Origin of the sequence: Roseomonas alba (genome assembly GCF_019430885.1) — a bacterium.
In the GTDB taxonomy this organism is placed as follows: domain Bacteria; phylum Pseudomonadota; class Alphaproteobacteria; order Acetobacterales; family Acetobacteraceae; genus Neoroseomonas; species Neoroseomonas alba.
The window spans coordinates 165,795-188,394 of record NZ_JAHYBZ010000002.1; the positions used below are offsets into that span (position 1 = coordinate 165,795).

Annotated in this window: 18 protein-coding genes; 11 read left to right on the forward strand and 7 right to left on the reverse strand. The window is 68.4% G+C overall.

Annotated features, from left to right (window positions below):
• Positions 1 to 93: 93 nt before the first annotated feature.
• The gene (locus tag KPL78_RS05205) at positions 94 to 1,056 is read right to left on the reverse strand and encodes an alpha/beta hydrolase (protein WP_219761864.1); all 963 of its coding nucleotides are present in this window, start codon (positions 1,054 to 1,056) and stop codon (positions 94 to 96) included.
• 123 nt (positions 1,057 to 1,179) lie between these two features.
• Here KPL78_RS05205 and KPL78_RS05210 point away from each other — a divergent pair, with 123 nt between their 5' ends.
• Together KPL78_RS05210 and KPL78_RS05215 are read left to right on the forward strand one after the other, a co-directional pair.
• Positions 1,180 to 3,810: a bifunctional acetate--CoA ligase family protein/GNAT family N-acetyltransferase gene (locus tag KPL78_RS05210; protein ID WP_219761865.1), complete on the forward strand. Its 2,631-nt coding sequence runs from the start codon at positions 1,180 to 1,182 to the stop codon at positions 3,808 to 3,810.
• A 491-nt stretch (positions 3,811 to 4,301) separates the two neighbouring features.
• Positions 4,302 to 5,258: a Hint domain-containing protein gene (locus KPL78_RS05215; RefSeq protein WP_219761866.1), complete on the forward strand. Its 957-nt coding sequence runs from the start codon at positions 4,302 to 4,304 to the stop codon at positions 5,256 to 5,258.
• 779 nt (positions 5,259 to 6,037) lie between these two features.
• Here the strand turns inward: KPL78_RS05215 and KPL78_RS05220 are convergent.
• Positions 6,038 to 6,916 carry a helix-turn-helix domain-containing protein gene (locus KPL78_RS05220; RefSeq protein WP_219761867.1) on the reverse strand — a complete coding sequence of 293 codons (879 nt, stop codon included), beginning with the start codon at positions 6,914 to 6,916 and terminating at the stop codon, positions 6,038 to 6,040.
• Between the two features lie 121 nt (positions 6,917 to 7,037).
• Positions 7,038 to 7,922 (reverse strand): 2-hydroxy-3-oxopropionate reductase, encoded by an 885-nt coding sequence (locus tag KPL78_RS05225; RefSeq protein ID WP_219761868.1) that lies wholly within the window; start codon positions 7,920 to 7,922, stop codon positions 7,038 to 7,040.
• Between the two features lie 176 nt (positions 7,923 to 8,098).
• On the opposite strand from KPL78_RS05225, the gene KPL78_RS05230 reads away from it, so the two are divergent.
• The gene (locus tag KPL78_RS05230; protein ID WP_219761869.1) at positions 8,099 to 8,650 is read left to right on the forward strand and encodes a hypothetical protein; all 552 of its coding nucleotides are present in this window, start codon (positions 8,099 to 8,101) and stop codon (positions 8,648 to 8,650) included.
• Between the two features lie 49 nt (positions 8,651 to 8,699).
• Here KPL78_RS05230 and otnI read toward each other — a convergent pair whose 3' ends face one another.
• Entirely contained in the window at positions 8,700 to 9,479 is a 780-nt protein-coding gene (gene otnI / locus KPL78_RS05235; RefSeq protein ID WP_219761870.1) for a 2-oxo-tetronate isomerase, read from the reverse strand.
• A gap of 112 nt (positions 9,480 to 9,591) precedes the next feature.
• On the opposite strand from otnI, the gene KPL78_RS05240 reads away from it, so the two are divergent.
• The 6 genes from KPL78_RS05240 to KPL78_RS05265 all read left to right on the forward strand — a co-directional run bounded on the left by KPL78_RS05240 (position 9,592) and on the right by KPL78_RS05265 (position 16,416).
• Positions 9,592 to 10,683 carry an AI-2E family transporter gene (locus tag KPL78_RS05240; protein WP_219761871.1) on the forward strand — a complete coding sequence of 364 codons (1,092 nt, stop codon included), beginning with the start codon at positions 9,592 to 9,594 and terminating at the stop codon, positions 10,681 to 10,683.
• 66 nt (positions 10,684 to 10,749) lie between these two features.
• Complete coding sequence (locus KPL78_RS05245) at positions 10,750 to 12,336, forward strand: ABC transporter substrate-binding protein (RefSeq protein WP_255568653.1); 1,587 nt, start codon at positions 10,750 to 10,752, stop codon at positions 12,334 to 12,336.
• Between the two features lie 200 nt (positions 12,337 to 12,536).
• Positions 12,537 to 13,520 (forward strand): ABC transporter permease, encoded by a 984-nt coding sequence (locus KPL78_RS05250; RefSeq protein WP_219761872.1) that lies wholly within the window; start codon positions 12,537 to 12,539, stop codon positions 13,518 to 13,520.
• Position 13,521: 1 nt separating this feature from the next.
• Complete coding sequence (locus KPL78_RS05255; RefSeq protein WP_219761873.1) at positions 13,522 to 14,436, forward strand: ABC transporter permease; 915 nt, start codon at positions 13,522 to 13,524, stop codon at positions 14,434 to 14,436.
• The gene (locus tag KPL78_RS05260; RefSeq protein WP_219761874.1) at positions 14,436 to 15,422 is read left to right on the forward strand and encodes an ABC transporter ATP-binding protein; all 987 of its coding nucleotides are present in this window, start codon (positions 14,436 to 14,438) and stop codon (positions 15,420 to 15,422) included. Before KPL78_RS05255 ends, KPL78_RS05260 begins: the two co-directional genes overlap by 1 nt.
• Positions 15,415 to 16,416: an ABC transporter ATP-binding protein gene (locus tag KPL78_RS05265; RefSeq protein ID WP_369412639.1), complete on the forward strand. Its 1,002-nt coding sequence runs from the start codon at positions 15,415 to 15,417 to the stop codon at positions 16,414 to 16,416. The genes KPL78_RS05260 and KPL78_RS05265 overlap by 8 nt, the downstream gene beginning before the upstream one ends.
• 769 nt (positions 16,417 to 17,185) lie before the next feature.
• On the opposite strand, the gene KPL78_RS05270 is transcribed toward KPL78_RS05265, so the two are convergent.
• Together KPL78_RS05270 and ggt are read right to left on the reverse strand one after the other, a co-directional pair.
• A complete protein-coding gene (locus KPL78_RS05270) occupies positions 17,186 to 17,656 on the reverse strand; it encodes a CreA family protein (RefSeq protein ID WP_219761875.1) in 471 nt (156 codons plus the stop codon).
• Positions 17,657 to 17,802: 146 nt separating this feature from the next.
• The gene (gene ggt / locus KPL78_RS05275) at positions 17,803 to 19,485 is read right to left on the reverse strand and encodes a gamma-glutamyltransferase (protein WP_219761876.1); all 1,683 of its coding nucleotides are present in this window, start codon (positions 19,483 to 19,485) and stop codon (positions 17,803 to 17,805) included.
• Between the two features lie 17 nt (positions 19,486 to 19,502).
• On the opposite strand from ggt, the gene KPL78_RS05280 reads away from it, so the two are divergent.
• Positions 19,503 to 19,895, forward strand: coding sequence for a YraN family protein (locus KPL78_RS05280; RefSeq protein ID WP_219761877.1), 393 nt, complete (start codon positions 19,503 to 19,505; stop codon positions 19,893 to 19,895).
• A gap of 67 nt (positions 19,896 to 19,962) precedes the next feature.
• The gene (locus KPL78_RS05285) at positions 19,963 to 21,195 is read left to right on the forward strand and encodes an alpha-hydroxy acid oxidase (protein WP_219761878.1); all 1,233 of its coding nucleotides are present in this window, start codon (positions 19,963 to 19,965) and stop codon (positions 21,193 to 21,195) included.
• A gap of 3 nt (positions 21,196 to 21,198) precedes the next feature.
• Here KPL78_RS05285 and KPL78_RS05290 read toward each other — a convergent pair whose 3' ends face one another.
• Positions 21,199 to 22,530 carry an LLM class flavin-dependent oxidoreductase gene (locus tag KPL78_RS05290; RefSeq protein ID WP_219761879.1) on the reverse strand — a complete coding sequence of 444 codons (1,332 nt, stop codon included), beginning with the start codon at positions 22,528 to 22,530 and terminating at the stop codon, positions 21,199 to 21,201.
• Positions 22,531 to 22,600: the final 70 nt, after the last annotated feature.

Sequence of the window (22,600 nt, forward strand, 5' to 3'; positions counted from 1 at the left end):
TGGCCTTTGGTGGGGAGGGGTTCGGGGAGGGGCAAAGCCCCTCTCCGTCCAACCTTCGAACCTTCGAGGCTAGTCCCTTCCCGACATCCCCCGCTAGGCCAGGATTCGCTTCAGCCAGGCCCCGGCCTCCGCGACCGCGCGGTCGCTCGCCGACACATGCCCCATCGCCCGCAGGAAGCCGTGCAGCACGCCGGGAAAGGTCGTGCTTTCAACGGTCACGCCAGCATCGCGCAGGCGCTTCTCCATCGCGACATTCTCGCCCGCCAGCACGTCGAGTTCGGCGACATGCATCAGGCAGGGCGGCAGCTTCGCGAGGTCCGCCGCGTCGGCGCGCAGCGGGGCGGCGAGGGGATGCATCCGGTCGGCCTCGCGCGGGCAGTAGCAGCGCCAGTAGAAGTCCATCTTCTCGCGCGTCAGCGTGTGGCCCGTGGCGAATTCGACATAGGACGGCGTGTCGAGACGCGAATCATACACGCCGTAATTCAGCAGCAGCCCGGCGAGCTTCAACTCGGGATCGGTCTGTTGCAGCAGTAGCGCCACCGCCAGGGCCAGATTGCCGCCAGCGGAATCCCCGCCGACCACGATGCGCGACGGATCGAGGCCCCATTCGGCGCCGTTCCGCGCAACCCAGCGGACGACCGCGGCGCATTCCTCGAGCGCCTGGGGGAAGGCGGCCTCGGGCGACAGCGCATAGTCCGGGCCGACGATGGCGCAGCCGGCGCCCTCGGCGTAGCCGCGCATGATGTGGTCATGGGTGTCGATGCTGCCCCAGACCCAGCCACCGCCATGGATATAGACCATCACCGGCAGCGGCGCGTCTGTGCTCGGGCGGTGGACGCGGCAGGCCAGGCGCCGGCCGCGGACGGACAGCCAGCGATCGGCGCTTTCCGCCATCTTCGGCCCGGTGGCCGCCGCCAGGGCGATGCCCGGACCGTCATTGGACGCCCGCGCCGCATCCAGCGGCGGTGCCATCACGATGGGGGGGAAGGCGCGGCCGCGTTCCTCCATCATGGCGGTGAAGGCACGCATTTCGGGGTCCCAACGATCCTGGCTCATTCCTGACTCCTTCATCGGAGCGCAGTGGAAGCCGGGTCACGATCCGCCGCAAGGTGGTGGTCCCCCGGCATGCGGATTCCGCGGTTGCAGGTCCGTCGCCGCATCATCATGTTGCACTGCACAATGCTGAATTCACTGACCCTGACCCCGCGCGGGGGCTTTCGAGATGCCGCGCTGCTCCACCCATCCAGCCTGGTGCTGGTGATCGGGGAAGGCAGCGCCCAGGCCCCGATCCTCGCGCGCAATATCGCCTCGGGCGGCTTCCGCGGGCGGCTGATGGCCGTCGGCGGGACGCCAGAGGGCTTCGAAGCCGTCGCGTCCATTGCGGACCTGCCCGTGGCCCCGGATCTCGCCGTGCTGTGCCTGCCGGCCGATGCGCTGGAAGCGGCCATGATCGCGCTTGCCGCGAAGGGCTGCCATGCCGGGGTGGTGCCGGGGCAGGCGAGCGACATCGCCGGCATGGAGCAGCGCAGCGGCATGCGGGTGCTCGGGCAAGGGTCCTTCGGCATCGCCATCCCGGCGATCGGGCTGAATGCCACCCTGTCCCACATCATGCCGGCCAAGGGACGGCTGGCGCTGGTCACGCAATCCTCGGCCATCGCGCGCGCGGTGCTGGACTGGGCGGCGGGCGAGGCGGTCGGCTTCAGCCATATCGTCGGCATCGGCGGCAACCAGGGCTACGGCTTCGCCGGCGTGCTGGACTGGCTGGCGCGGGATCCGGGGACGGGGGCGATCCTGCTCGATATCCGGCGCATCAAGAATCGGCGGATGTTCATCTCGGCGGCCCGGGCGGCGGCGCGGACGCGGCCGGTGGTGGCGATCCGGGCCGGCGGGCGGCTGGGCGATGCCTCGGGCCAGGCGGATGCGGTCATGGAGGCGGCACTGCGGCGAGCCGGCGTGCTGCGGGTCGCGGGACTCGAGGACCTGCTCTCGGCGGCGGAGACACTGGCGCGCGTGCGGGTGCCGGCGCGGCCGGTGCCGGGATCGGGCGACCGGATCGCGGTGGTGACGAACGGGGTGGGGCTGGGCAGCCTCGCCTCGGATGCGGCGCTCGCCGGCGGCGGGCGGCTCGCCGAGATCGACGATGACGCCTTCGCAGCCCTGTCGCTCGGCCTGCCGGAAGGGTCGAGCGGGCGCAATCCCCTGTCGCTCGGCCATGGGGCGGCGGCGCGGCTGGGCGATGCGGCGGCGATGCTCGCCGGGCTGTCCGGGGTGGATGCGGTGGTCGCGGTGCATGCGCCGGAGCCCGAGGTCTCGCCCGACCTGGTGCGGGAGACGCTGGCGGCCGCGGTGAAGGCGTCCCGCGGCGCGCCCATCCTGGTCGGCTGGCCGGGCCAGGCGAGTGCGGGCCGCCAGCGCGCCGCGCTCGCCGAGGCCGGCGTCGCCGTCTTCCCGACGCCGGAGGCCGCGGTGCGCGGGGCGCTGCACCTTGCCCAGGACCGGCGCAACCGGGTGTCGGCGTCGGAACTGCCGCCGGCGCAGGTGCTGGACCTCGCGCCGGATCGCGCGCGGGTCGCGCGGAAATTCGCCCTGGTCCGCAGCCAGGGCCGGCTGGAACTGACGGAGGAGGAGGCGCTCTCCGTCCTCGCCGCCTATGGCATCCCGACCGTGCCGGGCCGCGCGGTGGCGGGGCCCGAGGAGGCCGGGGATGCGGCCGCCATGCTCGGCTTCCCGGTGGTGTTGAAGATCCTCAGCCCTGACATTCCGCGTAAGACCGAGGTCGGTGGGGTGGTGGTTGGACTTACCAGCCCGGCCGCGGTGCGCGCCGCGGCGATCGAGATGCAGACCCGAATCGGAACGGAACGGCCCGAGGCCCGGCTGACCGGCTTCCTGGTTCAGCGCCAGGCAGCGCGGGCGCAGGAATTGCGCCTGCGCCTGGCCGACGACGCCATGTTCGGCCCGTGGATCGCCTTCGGCCGAGGCGGCACTGCCGCCGATATCGACCCAGATGAGGGCTTCGACCTGCCGCCGCTGAACCTCGCCTTGGCCCATGCGTTGATCGGGCGGACGCGGACGGCACGGTTGCTCGCCGGCTGGCGGGACCACGCGCCGGCGAACATTCCGGCCATTGCCGATGCGCTGGTGCGGCTGTCGCAGATCGCGGTGGATTTCCCCGAGATCGCCTTCTGCGGAATCAACCCGCTGCTCGCCGACCCGGATGGGGTGCTGGCGCTCGACTGCTCCCTGACGCTGCGGCCGGCGGGGGAGGTCTCGGCGCTGGCCATCCCGCCCTATCCGGCGGAGCTTGCCCGGTCGTGGCGCGGCAAGGACGGGCGGGAGGTGATGGTCCGGCCCATCCGGCCCGAGGATGCGGCCGCGCATGCCGAGGCATTCCGGCGGCTCTCGGCGGAGGATGTGCGGTTCCGCTTCTTCTCGTCCATCGCGGAGCTGGGCGCGCCGCAGATCGCCCGCATGACGCAGATCGACTACGACCGGGAAATGGCGTTCGTGGCGGTGGAAGACGTCTCCGACGGGCTGGACCGGACGGTCGGCACGTCGCGGCTGATCCGCGAGCCAGGTGGCGCCACCGGCGAATTCGCGGTCGTCGTCGATCCGTCCTGGAAGGGTCAGGGCCTGGCGCGGCACCTGATGGAGCGGCTGTTCGACTGGGGCCGCAGCGTCGGGATGCGTGAGATCGTCGGCCAGGTGCTGGCGGACAACAAGCCCATGCTAGCCTTCATGCGCGCCCTGGGCTTCACGCTGCGCACCAGCGCCGAGGACGCCGAGGTGATGGAGGCGCGGAAGCGGCTGTAGCATCTGGTTCGGGACCCGCTGTGATTCCGGACCCGGTGGCGACAGCGCGTCCCTCCCGAACAGCGTCGGACGTCCGACGCCACCGGTCGGCCGTGGCGGACATCGCCCCCGGCTGTCGATTTTGCGTGAGCGAAGTGCCATGCATGGGCGCAGCAAAGAGTTAAAAAAAGAGCGAGAAATCGCATAAAGAGACATTTGAAGGCCGCTCCCGCGCCCATTAGGCGGCGGGCGAGGCTGTTCGCACCGCTACCTCTCGCGCTGCGTCGGGAAGGCGGGCAGAAAAATCACGAAAAACCAATATATTATGCCAATTTCGGGGCTGCTCGTCTCAGAATTCTTAAAAATAAGATTAATTCTGCTAGTTGAGTCGTCCGTAATATCGGTTCATGTATCTTTTTAGAGCATGACCGCCGGCACGGCGTGCCCTGCCGCATCTGCGAGCGGCAGGGCGGTGCATGGCTGCGTCGGCGAGCAGATGAAGGAGATGACTGATGGCCGTTCTCACCGCGACACTCGGCATGATCAATCCCCAGCCGCAGCCGGGTCAGAACGGCCAGCCGGGTACGCCTGTCACCCATCTTTCCTCGGTCCAGGTGAACTACAGCGTGTCCGGGCCGGCACCGGTGTCGAGCGGCACGGTGACGCTCTTCGCGCAGCGTGCAGACGGTTCAGTCGTCCAGGTCGCCCAGGCGCCAATCCGAACGGACATCACCAGCGACACGGTGAACTTCAACAATGTGGACCTCTACGACGTCGGCGATACCGACGGCGTCCGCTTCTATGCGGAAGTGACGGAGGGCGCTTCGACGCTCGACACGGACGTCTCCTCGATGGCCTGGAATGTCGATGGGAATGATGCCGTCTGCTTCCTCGCCGCCACGCGCATCCGCACGCCAGAGGGAGAGCGGGCGGTGGAGGAACTGCACATTGGGGATCACATTCTGACCGCTGATGGCCGTGCGGAGACGATCCGCTTCATCGGGCGGCAGACCTACAGCACCCGCTTCGCCGACCGCGAGACGCTGTATCCCGTCCGGATCCGCGCCGGTGCGCTGGCGGAAGGTGTGCCGGCCGCCGACCTCTGGGTGTCGCCCCATCACGCGCTGCACATCGACGGCGTGCTGGTCTTTGCGAAGGCGCTGGTGAATGGCGACACCATCGCGCAGGTGGCGCCCCCCGCGGAGGTCTTCACCTATTACAATCTCGAACTCGACGCGCACGAAGTGATCGTGGCCGAGGGCGCCGAAGTCGAATCCTTCGCCGATAACGTTCCCCGCACGCGCTTCCACAATTTTGCGGAGTTCGCGGCCCTGTTCCCCGAGGGGCGAGAGGTTGGTGAAATGGATGTGCCGGTGGTGAAGTCCGTGCGGCAGGTTCCGGCAGCAACGCGGGAGCGGATCCTGCGTCGTGCGGCGGAACTTGCGAGCCAGTTCGTGCGGGCGGCCTGACGGCCGCACCGCAGCCGCGGGTGATCCGGTCACGCCGCCTTTGAGCGTACCGTCCAAACTGTGATCCGGCATTGCACGGCCGGGTCACCGTCGTCTTGCGCCGCGCCGGTGATGTGTTGTCGGCGCAGCGTTCCGCATGGCAGGGCGCTGCCAGGGTGCGCGAGAATACTGGATCGGCCGGTCGGCGATGGGGCGGGCGATTCTCGCGCAGCAGGCCAATCGGCGTGATGAACCGACCACTGGCCAAGTCGACGCGGTCAGCCTTCCGCGCGCCGCGCCACGGAGCGCCGACGCTGGGCTAGCGCATTTTTCGATCGAACGGCGCCAGCCCGCACCCCCACACGGCCATCCGACGGCAGTGTTCTGGATGGGTGGCCGTTCGGTGGGGGCGGGCTGGCGCCGTTCCAGCGTGCGCGAAGAATGCTCTACAGCAGATCCTGTCCGGATAAACTGATCTGGACAGGTGAAGATGTTCGCAAAAACAAATACCTAGAACATTGCCGGTGAACGGAAGTTCGCCGGAAATGCTCCAGGTGCATAAACGAAGGGCAGGTGCTCGCCGCCAACCTGGGGCATTGGTCGCCGTCCCGCGCGGTATGTCCGATCCGGCTGGCTCGTCGCCCCAGCTGGTGCGGCGATGTTCGCAATTGTGCCGGTCGCAGTTTCATCGGCGCGAGGACAGCGCTCGCTTCAGGCCTGGGCTGTTCGACTGCTCGGATCGTCAGACATGGCCGCTCCGCCGAAGCGGAGCGATTGCGCCGTCGTCAGCCGGACCCAGGCTACTCCGGCGCGGTGCTGCGGAGCAGGGCCTTGATCCGTGCCGTCGCTTCCGCTCCCTTGAGAGCCTCCCGCCAGGCGGCCTCGGCCACGCGCTGATGCGTGCCGACGGCTTCGTCCGCTGCGGTGATGAAGGCGACGCCGGCGGTCGCATTCGGATGCGTGTCCGGCGCGAAGGCGCTACCCACCACATGCGCGCGCTCGCGGCCGCGCATCACCATAAAGGGGCCCGCCGGCTCGCCGCCGGCGATCAGGCCGATCTGCAACCCGATCGGCACGCTCTCCATCTGTTCGGCAATGGCCTCCACCTCGGCGCGGGCGGCGAGGCGGCAGCGCATGCGCGCGCGTTCGGACAGGGCAAGGCCGGGGGCGACGCCTTCCGTCAGCATGCGGGCGATGGTCGCTTCGCCCAACAGGGCGATGATGTTCGGCCTGCGCGACTGGTGCAGCTTCTTGCGCGCGGTGAGCAGGCCCAGCATCTGCTCGACCTGGGTGCGCGCCAGCAGGCGGTCGGGGCTGGCATCCGCCGCCTCAGTCCAGGCCTCGGCCAGCGCGCCGTCGAAGGCGTCGGTCGAGACCGGGTAGCAGAGCCCGCCGCCGACCTGCAGCACCTGGTCGGCCTGTTCCTCGACCTGGCGGAGCCGCTCCTGGAAGGCGGCCGGGCGGCCGAAATACTCGACACCGATGCCCAGCAGTGAGAGGGGTGAAATCTTCAGCAGTTCCGCAAGCCGGCGGATCGTGTCGAGCTTGATGACCTCGCCCTTCTCGTACCGGTACAGGGCGGCACGTGACACGCCGAGCCGGGCGGCGATTTCTTCAGCCCGCAGACCAGATTCAAGACGATAGGCCCGCAACTGCTGGCCGATTTCCGCGAATCGCATATCAACCTCACCCGGAAGGCCATGGTAGGTCAGGATAGCGACAGCAATTGCGCTTTTCGAGACGTAATCTCATGCCTTTCGCCATGGCACGGTTTCCCGTGCCAGGCGTTTCAAGGATGGATCAAGCGTCTTCCGCGACCTTGTGCGCGGCCAGCGTCTCGAGCGCCTTGACGAGGCCGGAATGGTCGAGCTCCGCACCGCCCGCGGCCGCAACCGCAGAGAAAAGCTGCTGTGTGGAGGCAGTATTGGGCAGCGCGACGCCCAGATCACGCCCCGCCGAGAGCGCCAGATTCAGGTCCTTCTGATGCAGGCGAATGCGGAATCCGGGCGCGAATGTGCGCTTGATCATGCGTTCACCGTGCAGTTCAAGAATGCGCGATGTGGCGAGCCCGCCCATCAGGGCCTGACGTACCTTGGCCGGATCGGCCCCCGCTTTGGACGCGAACGTCAGTGCTTCAGCCACCGCTTCGATGGTCAGCGCGACGATGATCTGATTCGCCACCTTGCAGGTCTGTCCGGCGCCGACCGGGCCGACCAGCGTGATATTCTTGCCCATGGCTTCGAATAGGGGCGTTGCCTTCGCGAATGCGGCCTCGGACCCGCCGACCATGATGGTCAGGGTTGCCTGCTTGGCGCCGACCTCGCCGCCGGAAACCGGCGCGTCGAGATAGTCGCAGCCCTTCGCGGCGATCTTCTCGGCGAAACCCTTGGTCGCCGTCGGACTGATCGAGGACATGTCGATCACGAGGGTGCCGGCCTTCAGCCCCTCCGCCACGCCGCCGGCGGAGAACAGCACCGCCTCGACATCGGCGGTATCGGGGACCATCAGGATGACGGCCTCGGCGCCCGCCACGGCGGTCCTGGCGTCCGGGGCGACGGCGAAGGCGGCGCGATCCTCGGCGGTCAGGCTCTTGCGCTCGACGACGGTGATGTCATGGCCTGCGGCCTTGAGGTGCCCGGCCATGGGGCGGCCCATGATGCCGAGGCCAATGAAGGCGATCTTCATGCGTTTCTCTCCTGTAGGGCAGGTCACATCGGATGGGCGAGGAATAGCGGCTTTGGCACCATGCGAACACGCCGGCTGCCGTTGATGTAAAATCTGAAGAAATTCCGGAAAACAAGACGCGCGACCGGGTTGCATTCCGTCTATGACAATTACCGTTTCGTGGAGCGAGCGGAGCGATGCGCACTCTCCCGTCCCGGCGGGGCGGCTGCAAGGCGGCCGCGATTGCCTTGTCCCTGCTGTGGGCCGGTTTTTCCGCCGCGCCGGCGCACGCGCAGGACAGCTTTGCCCGCATGGCCGATGACGTCTCGGGGCGGCCGGTCTTCTCCGTGCTCGGCACCGGGTTGGGGCTTCCCTATGCGATGATGGCGCTCGAGATGGGTTGCCCGGCGCATGGCGTCTGGACCATGGACCTCACCGGCATCCAGGCGGCCCCGGGGGTGCGGCTCGATGTGGGCTTCGGGGATCCGCGCGGCGGCTTCATCGCGGTGCCGGCCGTTCCGGTCGATGAGTCTGAGGACCGGCTGCGCTTCACCGTGGGGCGTACAGCCTTTGCCCGCGCACTGGCTCAGGCCCGGGCCGAATATCCCGCGCCCGAGGGCGGGGAGTTGCAGGTGCTGGTCGGCGGCGTGGCCGGTCTTGCGATCGGGCGTGACGCCATGGCGCGCGAGATGACGGTCTTCCTCGAGGATTGCGAGCCGGCGCGCCGCACGACGACGGCGCGGCGCTGACCCGGGGCATCCGTCGCGGGGCGACGCTTGCCTTCTGTCCCGCCCGCCCTTACCCGCGATAGGGCGCGAACCACCCGAGGCCGGCGACCGTCTCGCCCGCCGGGCGGTATTCGCAGCCGATCCAGCCGCGGAAGCCGAGCGCGTCGATGCGCTCGAAGACGAAGGGCCAGTTCACTTCCCCGGTGCCGGGCTCGTTGCGGCCGGGATTGTCGGCGACCTGCATGTGGGCGATCAGCGGCAGGTGCTTCTCGACCCGCTTCACGATGTCGCCCTCGGTGATCTGGCAGTGATAGAGGTCGAACTGCATCCCTACCTTATCGGGCCCCACGGCGTTGATGATCGCCGCCGCCTGGTCGGTGGTGTTGAGGAAGAATCCCGGGATGTCGCGGTGGTTGATCGGCTCGATCACCGGCTTCACGCCGGCCTTGGTGCATTCCTCGGCCGCCCAGGCGAGGTTCGCGCCATAGACCGCGGTCAGCGTGTCGTGCGGCACGCCATCGGGGATCAGCCCCGCCATGACATGCAGCCGCGGGCAGGACAGGGTGGCGGCGTAGTCGAGCGCCTTCCAGATCGCCTCGCGGAACTCGCCCTGGCGGCCGGGCAGGGCGGCCATGCCGCGCTCGCCCTTGGTCCAGTCGCCGGGGGGCGCGTTGAACAGTACCTGCTGCAGCCCGTTCGCCTTCAGTCGGGCGGCGATCTCGGCGGCGGGGAAGTCGTAGGGGAAGAGGAACTCCACCGCCTTGAACCCGGCCTCGGCGGCGCGGTCGAAGCGGTCGAGGAAGGGGACCTCGTTGAACATCATCGAGAGGTTCGCGGCGAAGCGCGGCATTGACGGTGTTTCCCCCACTGGCTGGCGTTGCTTCCCGGAAGGCTAGCTTCGCCCGCCCCGGCGGGCCAGCCCCGTGCTCGCCTCGGCCGGCGGCTTCGGGCAGGATGGCAGCATGCCCATGGATACCCCGCGCGCGGCGCGCATCATCGGGATCGCGGCGCTGGCGGCCCTGGCGGCGGCCTGCCTGCTGGTGCTGCGGCCCTTCATCTCGGCGCTTCTCTGGGCGGTGATCCTGGCCTTCTCGACTTGGCCGATCTTCGCCTTCCTGCGGGAGAAGGCGCGCCTGTCGCGCGGCTTCGCCGCGGCGCTGATGGTCGCCGCCATGTTCCTGCTGATCGGGCTGCCCATCGCGCTCGCCGCACCGACGAACCGGGAGGAGGTGGAGGCGCTGCGCGCCAGCATCGAGGGGCTGCTGACCGAGGGGCTGCCCGGCCTCGGCGTCTGGCTGTCCGGGCTGCCGGTGGTGGGGCCCTGGATCCACCAATGGATCGGCGATGCGGAATTCGACCTGCTCGGCCTCGCAGGCCTGTTGCGGCCCTATGCGGGGACGCTCACGCAGCAGGCGGTCTCGGTACTGCTGGCCGTGCTGTCGGGGCTGGCGGAACTGCTGCTCGCCATCGTCCTCGCCTTCTTCTTCTATCGCGACGGGCCGGCCATGGCCGGGCGGGCGCAGGCGCTGATGCAGCGCCTCGGGGGTGAGACGGGCAGCCGTATGATGCGCCTCGCCGCGGATGTGACGCGCGGCGTGGTCTGGGGGCTGGTCGGCACGGCGGTCGCGCAGGGCATCCTGGCCGGGCTCGGCCTGTGGATCGCGGGCGTGCCGCAGCCGGTGCTGCTCGGCGTGGTGACCGGGGTGATCTCGATCTTCCCGGTCGGTGCGCCGCTGGTTTGGGCGCCGGCGGGGCTGTGGCTGCTGACCCAGGGGCAGACGGGCTGGGGCATCTTCATGCTGCTCTATGGCGGGCTGGTGGTGTCGTCGGTGGACAACATCATCCGGCCCTGGGCGATCGCGCGCGGGGCGGACCTGCCGCTGCTGCTGACGCTGATGGGGGCGCTGGGGGGCGTGCTGGCCTTCGGCTTCCTGGGATTGTTCCTCGGGCCCGTGGTGCTGGCGGTGGGCTACACGTTGCTGCTGCAATTCGCCGGCGAGCCGGGCGTGGAGGATGCGCAAGCCTCTTCCCCGCCGCCGCCCGCCGCCCTATAGGCCGCAATATGGGAGATTCCGGACCGATCAACGGAGCCGGGGCTGGGCAATGAGGGAGAATGAGGGATGCGAAAGCTGCTGATGGCAGCCGCGCTGGCCATGGGCCTCTGCGCGGGATGGGCCGCGGAGGCGCAGACCGTGCGCTGGTCCGCCTCGGGCGATCCGAACACCATGGATCCCCACAGCCAGAATGTCGGCACCGTGACCATGGTGCTGCAGCAGATCTACGACACGCTCATTGCGCGCAACCAGGATCTCGGCCTTGCACCGGGCCTGGCAACGCGCTGGGAGCAGGTGGAACCGACGCGCTGGCGCTTCTGGCTGCGTGACGGCGTGACGTTCCACGAAGGCCAGGCCTTCGCCGCCGAGGATGTCGTCTTCAGCGTGACGCGAGCGCAGCAGCCGACCTCGAACTACGCCATCTACGTGGACACCATCGACCGCGCGGTCCAGGTCGAACCGCTGGTGGTGGACGTGATCACCACGGTCGCCGACCCGATTCTGCCGAACAAGATCGCCTCCCTCATGATCATGTCGCGGAGCTGGTCCGAGGCGCACAACGCCACCCGCCCGCAGAACACGCGCGCGCGCGAGGAGATGTTCACCACCCGCAACGCCAATGGCACCGGCGCCTTCCGGCTTCAGACCCGCGAACCGGACGTTCGCACGGTGCTGGTGCGCAACCGCGACTGGTGGGGCTGGCGCGAGCCGGCGAGCCGCGAGGCCAATATCCAGGAGATCATCTACCGGCCGATCTCCTCCGACGCGACGCGCGTCGCGGCGCTGCTCTCGGGCGAGGTGGATTTCGTGCTGGACCCGCCGCTGCAGGACCTGAACCGGCTGCGCGCCGCGCCGAACATCAAGGTGACGGAGGGGCCGGAGGTCCGCACCATCTTCCTGGCGATGGACGTCTATCGCGACGAGCTGCTTTATTCGGATGTGCGCGGCCGCAACCCCTTCAAGGATCTGCGGGTGCGCCAGGCATTGTACCAGGCAATCGACATCCAGGCGATCCACCGCACCGTCATGCGCGGCCAGTCCGTGGTGACCGGCACCTTCTTCCCGCCGCAGGTGAACGGCTATTCACAGGAGGAAGATGTCCGCCTGCCCTATGATCAGGCGCGTGCGCGGCAGTTGCTGGCCGAGGCAGGCTATCCGAATGGCTTCGAGGTGACGCTGGACTGCCCAAACAACCGCTACATCAATGACGAGCAGATCTGCCAGGCGGTCGCTGCCATGTGGACGCGGGTCGGCGTGCGGACGCGGCTGAACGCCATGCCTCTCGCGCCCTTCTTCGCCAAGATCCAGCGGGACGACACCTCGGTCTACCTGCTGGGCTGGGGCGTGCCGACGCTCGATGCCCTGTATTCCTTCCAATCGCTGCTGCGCTCTCGCGATGGCGGGCAGGGCAACGGCATCTGGAATTACGGGCGGTATTCCAACGCCCGGATGGACGAACTGATCGGCATCATGGTGAACCAGTCCGGCGCGCCGCGCGATGCGGCGATCCGCGAGGCGTTGCGGATCTATCGGGAGGACATCCCCCACATCCCGCTGCACCACCAGATGATCCCCTGGGCCATGCGCGCGAACTTCACCATTCCGCACATGGCCAACAACCAGCCCTATTTCCGCTGGGCGCGAATGAACTGAGAGCCTGTTTGGAAAATTCGGCACTGGCCCGCACCCCCAGCGGGCCCCCCAATTCAGTATACTTCCGTTGGGTGGCCCGCTGGGGGTGCGGGCCGGTGCCGGACTTGGAAGCGCGCCGCGAGGCGCGTTTCCAATCAGACTCTGACAATCACCCCGGGGGCGGCGGCGGATGCCGGCCGCACCCGGGACGGAGCACATGAATGTTCGCCTTCGTCATCAGCCGCATCCTCCAGGCGATACCGGTCCTGCTGACGGTCTCGCTGATCTCCTTCGCCATGTTCGCCTATGTCGGCGACCCCGTGGCGATCATGCTCGGCCAGGACTTCACCGAGGCGCAGCGCGACGCGCTGGTGCGCGACCTTGGCCTCGACCAGCCCTTCTGGGTGCAGTTCGCGGAATTCGTCGGCAATGCGGTGCAGGGGCAGTTCGGACTGTCCTACCGCCTGTCGCGGCCGGTCGCAGAACTGATCGCGGAACGTGCGCCGGCGACGCTGGAACTGGCCTTCTGCGCGGCGGTGCTGTCGCTGGCGATCGGCGTGCCGATGGGGGTCTATACGGGGCTCTACCGGAATTCCTGGCTGTCCCGCTTCTTCCTGACCTTCTCGCTGGTCGGCGTGTCGCTGCCGACCTTCCTGATCGGCATCCTGCTGATCCTGGTTTTCGCGGTATGGCTGGGCTGGCTGCCCTCCTTCGGACGGGGGGACACGGTGCAGATCGGCTGGTGGTCCACCGGCTTCCTGACCTGGTCGGGGATCAAGGCGCTGATCCTTCCCTCCATCACCCTCGGGCTGTTCCAGTTGACGCTGATCATGCGCCTGGTGCGGGCGGAGATGATGGAGGTGCTGCGCAGCGACTACATCAAGTTCGCCCGTGCGCGCGGCCTGCCGAACCGCGTCGTGCATTTCGGCCATGCGCTGAAGAATACGCTGGTGCCGGTCATCACCATCGTCGGGCTGCAACTGGGGGCCATCATCGCCTTCGCCATCGTCACCGAGACGGTGTTCCAGTGGCCCGGGATGGGGCTGCTGTTCATCCAATCGGTCGGCGTGGCAGACATTCCGGTGATGAGCGCCTATCTGCTGCTGATCGCCGTGGTCTTCGTGACCATCAACCTGATCGTCGACCTGCTCTATTACGCGGTGGACCCGCGGCTGCGCATCGGGCGCGGCAAGGGGGGACACTGACATGGCCGCTGTGGTGAAGCGTTTCTTCGATTCCGACCTGTGGTGGTCGTTCAAGCGGTCCCCGGTCACGGTGCTGTCCGCGGTCGTCGCGCTGGTCTGCATATTTGGGGCCGCGCTCGCGCCCTGGATCGCGCCGCATGATCCCTTCGACCTGGCCAGCCTGAACCTGATCGACGCCTTCAAGCCGCCGGTCTGGGCGGAGGACGGCGTGGCCGAATATCTGCTCGGCACCGACGACCAGGGGCGGGACGTGCTCTCGGCCATCATGTACGGGGCGCGGGTGTCGCTGCTGGTGGGGCTTTCGGCGACGGCCTTCGCGACGCTGGTCGGCGTGTCGGTCGGGCTGATCGCCGGTTATGTCGGCGGGGCGGTGGACGGGCTGCTGATGCGCATCTGCGACATCCAGCTCACCTTTCCCTCCATCCTGGTGGCACTTCTGGTCGATGGCGTGGTGCGCGCCGTGGTGCCGCGCGAGGTGCATGACCAGATCGCGATCTTCGTCGTGATCTTCGCCATCGGCATCAGCGAGTGGCCGAAATTCGCGCGCACCGTGCGCGGGTCGACGCTGGTCGAGCGCAACAAGGAATATGTCCAGGCCGCGCGCGTCATCGGCGTGCCGAAGCTGCGCATCATGGCGACGCACGTCCTGCCCAATGTGGTGGGGCCGGTGCTGGTGGTGGCGACGCTCAACCTCGGCCTCGCCATCCTGTCGGAGGCGACGCTCTCCTTCCTTGGCGTCGGCGTGCCGCCGACCCAGCCTTCGCTCGGCACGCTGATCAGGATCGGCAACGACTTCCTGTTCTCGGGCGAGTGGTGGATCACGATCTTCCCCGGCGTCGCGCTCGTCGCGATGGTGCTGTCCGTCAACCTGCTGGGCGATTGGCTGCGCGACGCCCTGAACCCGAAGCTGCGCTGATGTCGAACGCTGTTCCCCTGCTGCAGGTGAAGAACCTGCGCGTCGAATTCCCCACGCGGCGCGGCACTCTGGTCGCCCTCGACGACGTGTCCTTCCAGATCGCGCCGGGCGAGGTGCTGGGCGTGGTCGGTGAATCCGGCGCCGGCAAGTCGATGACCGGTGCCGCCATCATCGGGCTGCTGGAGCCACCCGGGCGCATCGCGAAGGGCGAGATCCTGCTCGACGGCCGCCGCATCGACAATCTGCGCTACGAGCAGATGCGGCGCATCCGCGGCAAGGAGATCGGCGCGATCTTCCAGGACCCGCTGACCACGCTGAACCCGCTCTACACGGTGGGCCGGCAATTGGTGGAGACGATGACCACCCATCTGCCGATCAACCCCGCCGAGGCCCGCAAGCGCGCCATCGGCTGGCTGGAGATGGTGGGCATCCCGGCGGCCGCGCAGCGCATCGACAGCTACCCGCATGAGTTCTCCGGCGGCATGCGGCAGCGCGTGGTGATCGCACTCGCGCTGTGCGCCGAACCGCGGCTGATCGTAGCGGATGAGCCGACCACGGCGCTCGACGTGTCCATCCAGGCGCAGGTGATCGCTCTGCTGAAGCGGCTGGCGCGGGAGAAGGGCACGGCGATGATGCTGGTGACCCACGACATGGGCGTGATCGCCGAGACCGCCGACCGCGTCGCCGTCATGTATGCCGGCCGCATCGCCGAGATCGGCCCGGTGCGGGAGGTGGTGAAGCACGCGAACCATCCCTATTCGGCCGGGCTGATGGCCTCGATCCCGCCTTTGGATCGGCGCGTCGAACGGCTCGCGCAGATCGATGGCGCCATGCCGCGCCTGTCCGCGATCCCGAAGGGCTGTGCCTACAATCCGCGCTGCCCCAGGGTCTTCGACAAATGCCGCGAGGTCCGGCCAGACCTGATGCCGGCCGGTACGACCGAGGCCGCCTGCTGGCTCTACGAGACGGAGGCCGCCCGTGGCTGATGCGGTGCCGATGTTCGAGGCGCGCGACCTCGCGCGCTATTTCGATGTGTCCCGCCCGGCGCTGCAACGCCTGATCTCGGGCGAGGGAAGGCGCCTGCTGCGGGCCGTGGATGGCGTGACCTTCGCGATCCCCAAGGGCACGACGCTGTCGCTGGTCGGCGAATCCGGCTGCGGCAAGTCCACCGTCGCGCGACTGTCGGTCGGACTCTACGAACCGTCCGTCGGTGAGGCCGTGTTCGACGGACGCGACCTGGCCGAAGCCCGCGGCATGGCCGATCAGCGCCGGCGCATGCAGATGATCTTCCAGGATCCCTACGCGTCACTGAATCCGCGCTGGCGCGTGGCGGACATCATCGCCGAGCCGATCCGCGCCTTCGGCCTGGTGACGACCCGCAGCGAACAGGCGAACCGCGTCGCGGAATTGCTGACGCAGGTCGGCCTGTCGCCGCTCGACGGTCAGAAATTCCCGCATGAATTCTCGGGCGGGCAGCGGCAGCGGATTTCCATCGCGCGCGCCTTGTCGTCGAACCCGGAATTCCTGGTCTGCGACGAACCGACCTCGGCGCTGGACGTGTCCGTGCAGGCGCAGATCCTGAACCTGATGAAGGAGCTACAGCAGCGGCTGGGGCTGACCTACCTGTTCATCAGCCATAACCTCGCCGTGGTGCGGCAGGTCAGCGACCGGATCGGGGTGATGTATCTCGGGCGCCTGGTGGAACTCGCCCCGGCTGAAAGCCTGTTCGAGCGGCCGCGCCATCCCTACACGCGCGCGCTGATGGAGGCGATCCCGGACCTCGACATGACGGGGCGGGAGCGCATTCCGGTGGCGGGCGAAGTACCGTCGCCGATCGACCCGCCGACAGGCTGCGCGTTTCATCCGCGTTGCCCGCTGGCGAATGATCGCTGCAAGCGGGAACGGCCGGAGATGGAGGTGGCAGGGGATGCGCTGGTGGCGTGTCACGCGGTGGAGGAAGGGCGGGACATGGCGGCGTGAGGAGGCTGGAGGGGCTCTGCCCCTCCAGACCACCCCGCCAAAGGCCGAAGGGCCTTTGGAAACCTTGAATTGGCTTCGGGGGGCGGGTGAGGCCCTGGCGTCGTAGGACGCTGTTGCGCCGGCTCGCTTCTGGTTCTTGAAGGGTAACGATGGCCATGGGCCGCGTTTAGTTCTTGCTGCCGGTCTCGAACCACCCGCTATCGTTTCCCGGGAGGTTCATATGCGGATAGTCGCGTTCTTGGCAGGTGTCGCTTTGGCGGTATGTGCTTGCTCCACCCGGCCACTGAGACCAAGCGAGGCGAGGCCCGGCGAGATCCTTGCCCATGGTGAGCGCCACGACGGATACGTACCCGTGACGGTTACGAGAGATGGTGGCTACGTCGGGGCAGGCTGTTCGATGGAGGTCCAGGTCGAGGGTGAGCCATCAGCAACGCTTTGGTCTGGGCAAACTGTCACGCTTTTTCTGCCACCCGGTGAAACGATCATCGGTGTTAGGCCGCGCAGTCCATGCAATCTCGGCCAGTCGGGACGCGGGCTACGGGAAATCGAGATCAATCTGCGGGTAGAGCGTCCGCCCCATTTTCGTGCTGGATACGACATGAATCAGCAGATCACCTTCAGCAGGACGGGCCTCAGGTAGCCGCAGGATTGAAAGTTCAAAATATAAGAGCGAATTTTCCAAAAAACCCTAAGTATTAATTTCCAAAGGACTTTTGGCCTTTAGTGGGTTGGGGTTTCGGGGAGGGACGAAGCCCATCCCCGCTCGCCCTCACCGATACGGCACCACCGCTACCGCATTGAATGGCGACCCGTCCACAAGCCGTGTCGACCACGCCAGGTACACGACCGCCCCCTGTTCCTCGTCGATGAAGCGCTGCACACGCGTTTCCTTGAAGAACAGCGAGGTGTTGCTCTCATAGACCTGTTCCCCGCGTTCGCCGCGGCGGGCGCCGTCGGACACTTGCACGTCTCCGGTCGCGACGCAGGTCAGGGAGAAGCGGCCTGGGTCTTCCGCCAGTCCCAGCGTGCCGCTGATGCCGCCGGTGCGCGCCTCGCTGATGTAGCAGGACACGCCGGCGACCTTGGGGTCGTTGAAGCGCTCGACCACCACGCGGTGGCTGCGCGTCAGGCCGAGATTGGTCAGCGCGGTGTTCACATAGCCGATCTGGCGGGTTTCCTCGGCGCGCGCGGGGGCGGCGAGGGCAAGCACGAGACAGGCGGCGAGGGTGATGCGAATCATGTGGGTCTCCGTCTTTCGCGGGCCTAGGGTGTGATCGGTTCACATCCGTTCACCAATCACACTCTAACCTGTTGTTTGGTCGCGCGATTCAGACCTTCGGTGCATGCGCACCTGCGGTCATCGTGCTCTAACGCGCGGAAGAGCGATCAGTCACCGAGGGCCACGCCCTCGCGCCGCGGATCCGAACCCCCGACCAGGCCGTCGGGCGTCACGCGAATGATCTGCAGGCCGGAATTCATCTCGGTGATGCGGACCTCATGGCCCATGGCGCGCAGCGCTGGGGCCAGGGCGGCGGCGGAGGTGTCGGCCTCGACCTCGATGGGACCGCCGAGCGTGCCGATATGGGGCAGGGCGGCGGCCTCCTGCGGGGTCATGCCCCAGTCGAGCAGCGCGACCAGCGACTGCGCGACATAGCCGATGATGCGGGCGCCGCCGGGCGATCCGGTGACCGCATACAGCTTGCCGTCGGCGTCGAGCACGATGGTGGGGGACATGGAGGAACGCGGGCGCTTGCCGCCCTCGACGCGGTTGGCGATGGGGCGGCCGTCGCGTTCGGGGGTGAAGGAGAAGTCGGTCAGCTCGTTGTTCAGCATGAAGCCCGCGACCATCAGGCGGGCGCCGAACAGGGCCTCGACCGTGGTGGTCATGGACAGGGCGTTGCCGTCGGCGTCGACGATGGAGACCTGGCTGGTGCCGGCCTCGCGTTCCTGGGTCTGCGGGGCGTAGCGGGTCTCGCGCCAGGGCGGATTGCCGGCGCGGGCGGATGCGACGGCGCGGTCGCGGTCGAGGATCTGCGCGCGGGCCGTCAGATACGCCGCATCGGTCAGGCCGCGTGTCGGCACCGAGACGAAGTCGGGATCGGCGACATAGGCGTTGCGGTCGGCGAAGGCGAGGCGGCCGGCATCGCCCAGCCAATGCGCCGCCTCCACGCCATGGGGGTCGAGGGGGCGCATCGTCGTGTGCGCCAGCAGGCCGAGGATCTGCGCGACCGCGATGCCGCCCGACGACGGCGGCGGAAATCCGCAGACGCGGAAGCGGCGATAGGGGCTGCAGATCGCCTCCCGCCGCCGGGGCGCGTAGGTGGACAGGTCGGTCGCCGCCATCGCCCCCGGCAGGTGCGGATGGGTCGTGACGGCGGCGACAATGGCGTCGGCGATCGGCCCCTGGGCCATGGCCTGCGCGCCCTGCTCCGCGATGGCGCGCAAGGTTTCGGCCAGAGCGGGGTTGCGCAGGCGATGGCCTTGGGGGAGCGGCTCGCCGGCGGGCGAGAAGTAATAGGCGGCGGCATTGGCGTCGCGCTTCAGGTTCTCCGCATCGGCGGCGATGTCGCGCGCGAGGCGGGCGCTGATCGGGAAGCCCTCCTCGGCGAGGCGGATGGCGGGCGCGATCAGGCGCGGCCAGGGCAGGTGGCCGAGTTCGCGATGCGCCGCCGCCAGCATCGCGACCGTGCCCGGCACGCCCACGGACCGGCCGCTCGTCACGGCCTCCATGAAGGGCAGGGGGCGGCCGTCGCGCAGGAAGAGGTCGGGGGTCGCGGCGGCGGGGGCGGTCTCGCGCCCGTCCCAGGCGGTCAGGCGGCCGCTGCCGGCGGCGAAATGCAGCAGCAGGGCGCCGCCGCCGATGCCGGAGGATTGCGGCTCGACCAGCGTCAGGACCATCTGCACGGCGATGGCGGCATCAACCGCGTTGCCGCCGTCCCGCAGCACGCCGAGCCCGGCCTCGACCGCCAGCGGATGGCCGGCGGAGACCATGAAGCGCCGGGCGGGCGTCTGGGCATTCGCGAATCCGGTGAAGAGGAGGAGCAGCAGGATGGCGCGGCGCAGGATCATGGCGGCAGGATAGCGGCATGACCGGTTTCAACGAAGGAACGCGTCGCCTGCTGCGGGGACGCCGCGCGGAAGCCTCGGGCCGCGACGCGGAGGGCATCGCCGCACGGGCGCTGGCGGCGGAAGGCTGGGCGATCCTCGCGCAGCGCGCCCGCACGCCGGCAGGCGAGATTGATCTGGTCGCGGAACGCGACGGACTGCTGGCCTTCGTCGAGGTGAAGGCCCGGCCTTCCCTGGCCGAGGCTGCCTTCGCGCTCGGCCCGCGCCAGCGGGCGCGGCTCGTCGCGGCGGCGGAATGCTGGCTGGCGGTCCATCCCGGCCACGGGGAGGCGGGCATGCGGTTCGACGTGGTGATCGTGGCGGCGGACGGCACCGCCCGGCGCATAGCCGATGCCTTCCGGGTCGGGGAGTAGCCGGCTGGCCACCCGCCCCATTCCCGGCCAAAATCACCGTCCCAAGTGATCCCGGGATGAAATGTCCATGACCGCCGAAGGTTCCGCGCAGTCCCGCGCCCCTGCCACCGCCCAGGCCCTGTCCCAGAAGCGCGCGGCGCCGCCGGTGCCCCCGAGCCTCGCGAAATTCCTGTCCCTCAACGATTTCGAGGTCGCGGCGAAGCGCCATTTGCCCAAGATGCTGCATGGCTACATGGCCGGCGGCGTCGAGACCGACTGGTCGCTCGAGGACAATCGCCGCGCCTTCGCCGAATACGGCTTCATCCCCCGCGTGCTGGTCGATGCCCGGGCGCGGCACACCCGGATGTCGCTGTTCGGCAAGGAATACGCGGCACCCTTCGGTATTCCGCCGATGGGGTCCTCGGCCCTGCTCGCCTATCGCGGCGACCTGGTGCTGACCGAGGCGGCGAAGGCGCGCAACATCCCGATGATCATGTCGGCCTCCTCGCTGATCAAGCTGGAGGAGATCGCCAAGGCGAACCCGGATGCCTGGTACCAGGCCTACCTGCCGGGCGAGCCGTCGCGCATCGAACCACTGGTCGACCGCGTCATCGCCGCGGGTTTCAAGACCTTCGTGCTGACGGTGGATGTGCAGGTCTCGTCCAACCGCGAGAACAACATCCGCAACGGCTATTCCATTCCGCTGAAGCCCAGCTTCAAGCTGTTCTGGCAGGGTGCGACGCACCCGCAATGGTCCTTCGGCACCTGGTTCCGGACGCTGAAGAACCACGGCATGCCGTATTTCGAGAACATGGATGCCGGGCGCGGCCCGCCCATCCTGTCGCGCGAGCTGGAGCGCGCCTTCGGGGCGCGCGACGGCCTGTCCTGGCCGCATCTGGAACTGATCCGTAGGCGCTTCCCCGGCAAGGTGCTGATCAAGGGCGTGCTGCACCCTGACGATGTGGTGCGCGCGAAGGAGATCGGCGTCGACGGCGTCATGGTGTCGAACCATGGCGGCCGGCAGCTCGATGGCGCGGTGTCCGGCCTGCGCATGCTGCCCGAGATCGTGAAGGTCGCCGGCGGCATGCCCGTCATCTATGACGGCGGGGTGCGGCGCGGGACGGATGTCTTGAAGGCCTATGCGCTCGGCGCGTCCTTCGTCTTCGTGGGACGGCCGATGCTCTGCGCGGCCGCAGTGCGCGGGCAGCCCGGCGTGGAGCGCGCGATCGATCTGCTGCAGGAGGAGATCAACCGCGACCTGGCGCTGATCGGGGCGAATACGATCCCCGAGATCGGTCCGGAATTCCTGACGAAGGTGTAATGCCTATCGGCTGAAGCGGTCGGGTGGCCGCTTCAGCCCGAGATTCTCGCGCAGCGTGCGGCCTTCGTATTCGGTGCGGAACAGGCCGCGACGCTGGAGCTCGGGGATCACCAGCCGGGTGAAGCGTTCGAGCCCGGTGGGCACGACCGGGGCGGCGACCATGAAGCCGTCGCAGCCCTGGCCGCGATACCATTGCTCCATCACGTCGGCGACCTGGATGGGATCGCCCTTGAACATGTTGCCGGCCATCTGCGGCAGGATGCGGCGCGAGGTCTGGCGCACCGTCAGGCCCTGTTCCAGCGCGACGTTCAGGATCGCCTGGCCGATGCCGGTCGGCCCGGCATAGCGGCCGTCGAAATCCGGCATCGGTTCGTCGAGCGGATACCGCTTCATGTCCTGGCCCATCATCTTCGACAGGTAGTCCACGCCCACCGCGACCGGCACCAGATCGTCCAGCGCGCCGGCAAGATCCTCGGCTTCCTGTGCCGTCTCGCCCACGAAGATCGTCACGCCGCTGAGGATCTTCAGGTCGTCGGGCGCGCGACCGTACTTCGCCAGCCGACCCTTGATGTCGGCATAGAGCGTCTGGGCGGCGGGCAGCGATCCCTCGATGGCGAAGACGCAGTCGGAATGGCGTGCGGCAAGATCCTTGCCTGTCTCGGACTGTCCTGCCGAAAAGCCGACGGGATGGCCCTGCGGCGGGCGCGGCGCGTTGAGCGGACCCGCGACCTGGAAATGCGGGCCCTTGTGATTGAGCGCGTGCACCTTGTCGGGGTGCAGGAAGCGGCCGGAGGCCTTGTCCTGCGGGAAGGCGTCATCGGCCCAGGAATCCCAAAGCCCCTTCACGACCTCGGCGAATTCATTGGCGCGTTCGTAGCGCGTGGGGCGCGCGACATGCTCCTCGCGCGAGAAGTTCAGCGCATCGCCGGGGTTGGAGGTGGTGACGAGGTTCCACCCCGCGCGTCCGCCGCTGATGTGGTCGAGCGAAGCGAAGCGCCGGGCAACGTGGAAGGGCTCGTCGTAGGTGGTGGTGGTGGTCGCGACCAGGCCGATGTGCCGCGTGACCATCGCCAGCGCGGAGAGCAGCGTGACGGGTTCGAAGACGCCAGGCCGGTCGGAGGGCGAGGTCGCGGCGAACAGATCCGGCTTGTCGAGGTTCCGCACCCCGTTGCCGTCGGCGAGGAAGAGCAGGTCCATCTTCCCGGCCTCGGCGATCTGCGCGAGGCGCACGGCGTTGGCGATGTTCGCGGCGGGCTTGTCCCAGGCATCCGGGTGCCGCCATTCGCCGACATGGCTGCCCTGGGCATTGGCATTGGCGGCGAGGATCATCGGCATGGGCGCGGGCTCCGGGGCGTCGGCGCAAAGGCTGCTTGCATCCGGGCAGGCTGTCCAGGCATTTTGAATT

Bases quoted from the DNA above. Each gene is read 5' to 3' on its own strand.
- KPL78_RS05210 (WP_219761865.1), top strand. From the start codon at position 1,180: ATGCTGAATTCACTGACCCTGACCCCGCGCGGGGGCTTTCGAGATGCC.
- KPL78_RS05225 (WP_219761868.1), bottom strand. From the start codon at position 7,922: ATGAAGATCGCCTTCATTGGCCTCGGCATCATGGGCCGCCCCATGGCC.
- KPL78_RS05280 (WP_219761877.1), top strand. From the start codon at position 19,503: ATGACCGGTTTCAACGAAGGAACGCGTCGCCTGCTGCGGGGACGCCGC.
- otnI (WP_219761870.1), bottom strand. From the start codon at position 9,479: ATGCCGCGCTTCGCCGCGAACCTCTCGATGATGTTCAACGAGGTCCCC.
- KPL78_RS05245 (WP_255568653.1), top strand. From the start codon at position 10,750: ATGCGAAAGCTGCTGATGGCAGCCGCGCTGGCCATGGGCCTCTGCGCG.
- KPL78_RS05270 (WP_219761875.1), bottom strand. From the start codon at position 17,656: ATGATTCGCATCACCCTCGCCGCCTGTCTCGTGCTTGCCCTCGCCGCC.
- KPL78_RS05290 (WP_219761879.1), bottom strand. From the start codon at position 22,530: ATGCCGATGATCCTCGCCGCCAATGCCAATGCCCAGGGCAGCCATGTC.
- KPL78_RS05285 (WP_219761878.1), top strand. From the start codon at position 19,963: ATGACCGCCGAAGGTTCCGCGCAGTCCCGCGCCCCTGCCACCGCCCAG.
- KPL78_RS05230 (WP_219761869.1), top strand. From the start codon at position 8,099: ATGCGCACTCTCCCGTCCCGGCGGGGCGGCTGCAAGGCGGCCGCGATT.
- KPL78_RS05240 (WP_219761871.1), top strand. From the start codon at position 9,592: ATGCCCATGGATACCCCGCGCGCGGCGCGCATCATCGGGATCGCGGCG.
- KPL78_RS05260 (WP_219761874.1), top strand. From the start codon at position 14,436: ATGTCGAACGCTGTTCCCCTGCTGCAGGTGAAGAACCTGCGCGTCGAA.
- KPL78_RS05220 (WP_219761867.1), bottom strand. From the start codon at position 6,916: ATGCGATTCGCGGAAATCGGCCAGCAGTTGCGGGCCTATCGTCTTGAA.
- KPL78_RS05255 (WP_219761873.1), top strand. From the start codon at position 13,522: ATGGCCGCTGTGGTGAAGCGTTTCTTCGATTCCGACCTGTGGTGGTCG.
- KPL78_RS05205 (WP_219761864.1), bottom strand. From the start codon at position 1,056: ATGAGCCAGGATCGTTGGGACCCCGAAATGCGTGCCTTCACCGCCATG.
- ggt (WP_219761876.1), bottom strand. From the start codon at position 19,485: ATGATCCTGCGCCGCGCCATCCTGCTGCTCCTCCTCTTCACCGGATTC.
- KPL78_RS05250 (WP_219761872.1), top strand. From the start codon at position 12,537: ATGTTCGCCTTCGTCATCAGCCGCATCCTCCAGGCGATACCGGTCCTG.
- KPL78_RS05215 (WP_219761866.1), top strand. From the start codon at position 4,302: ATGGCCGTTCTCACCGCGACACTCGGCATGATCAATCCCCAGCCGCAG.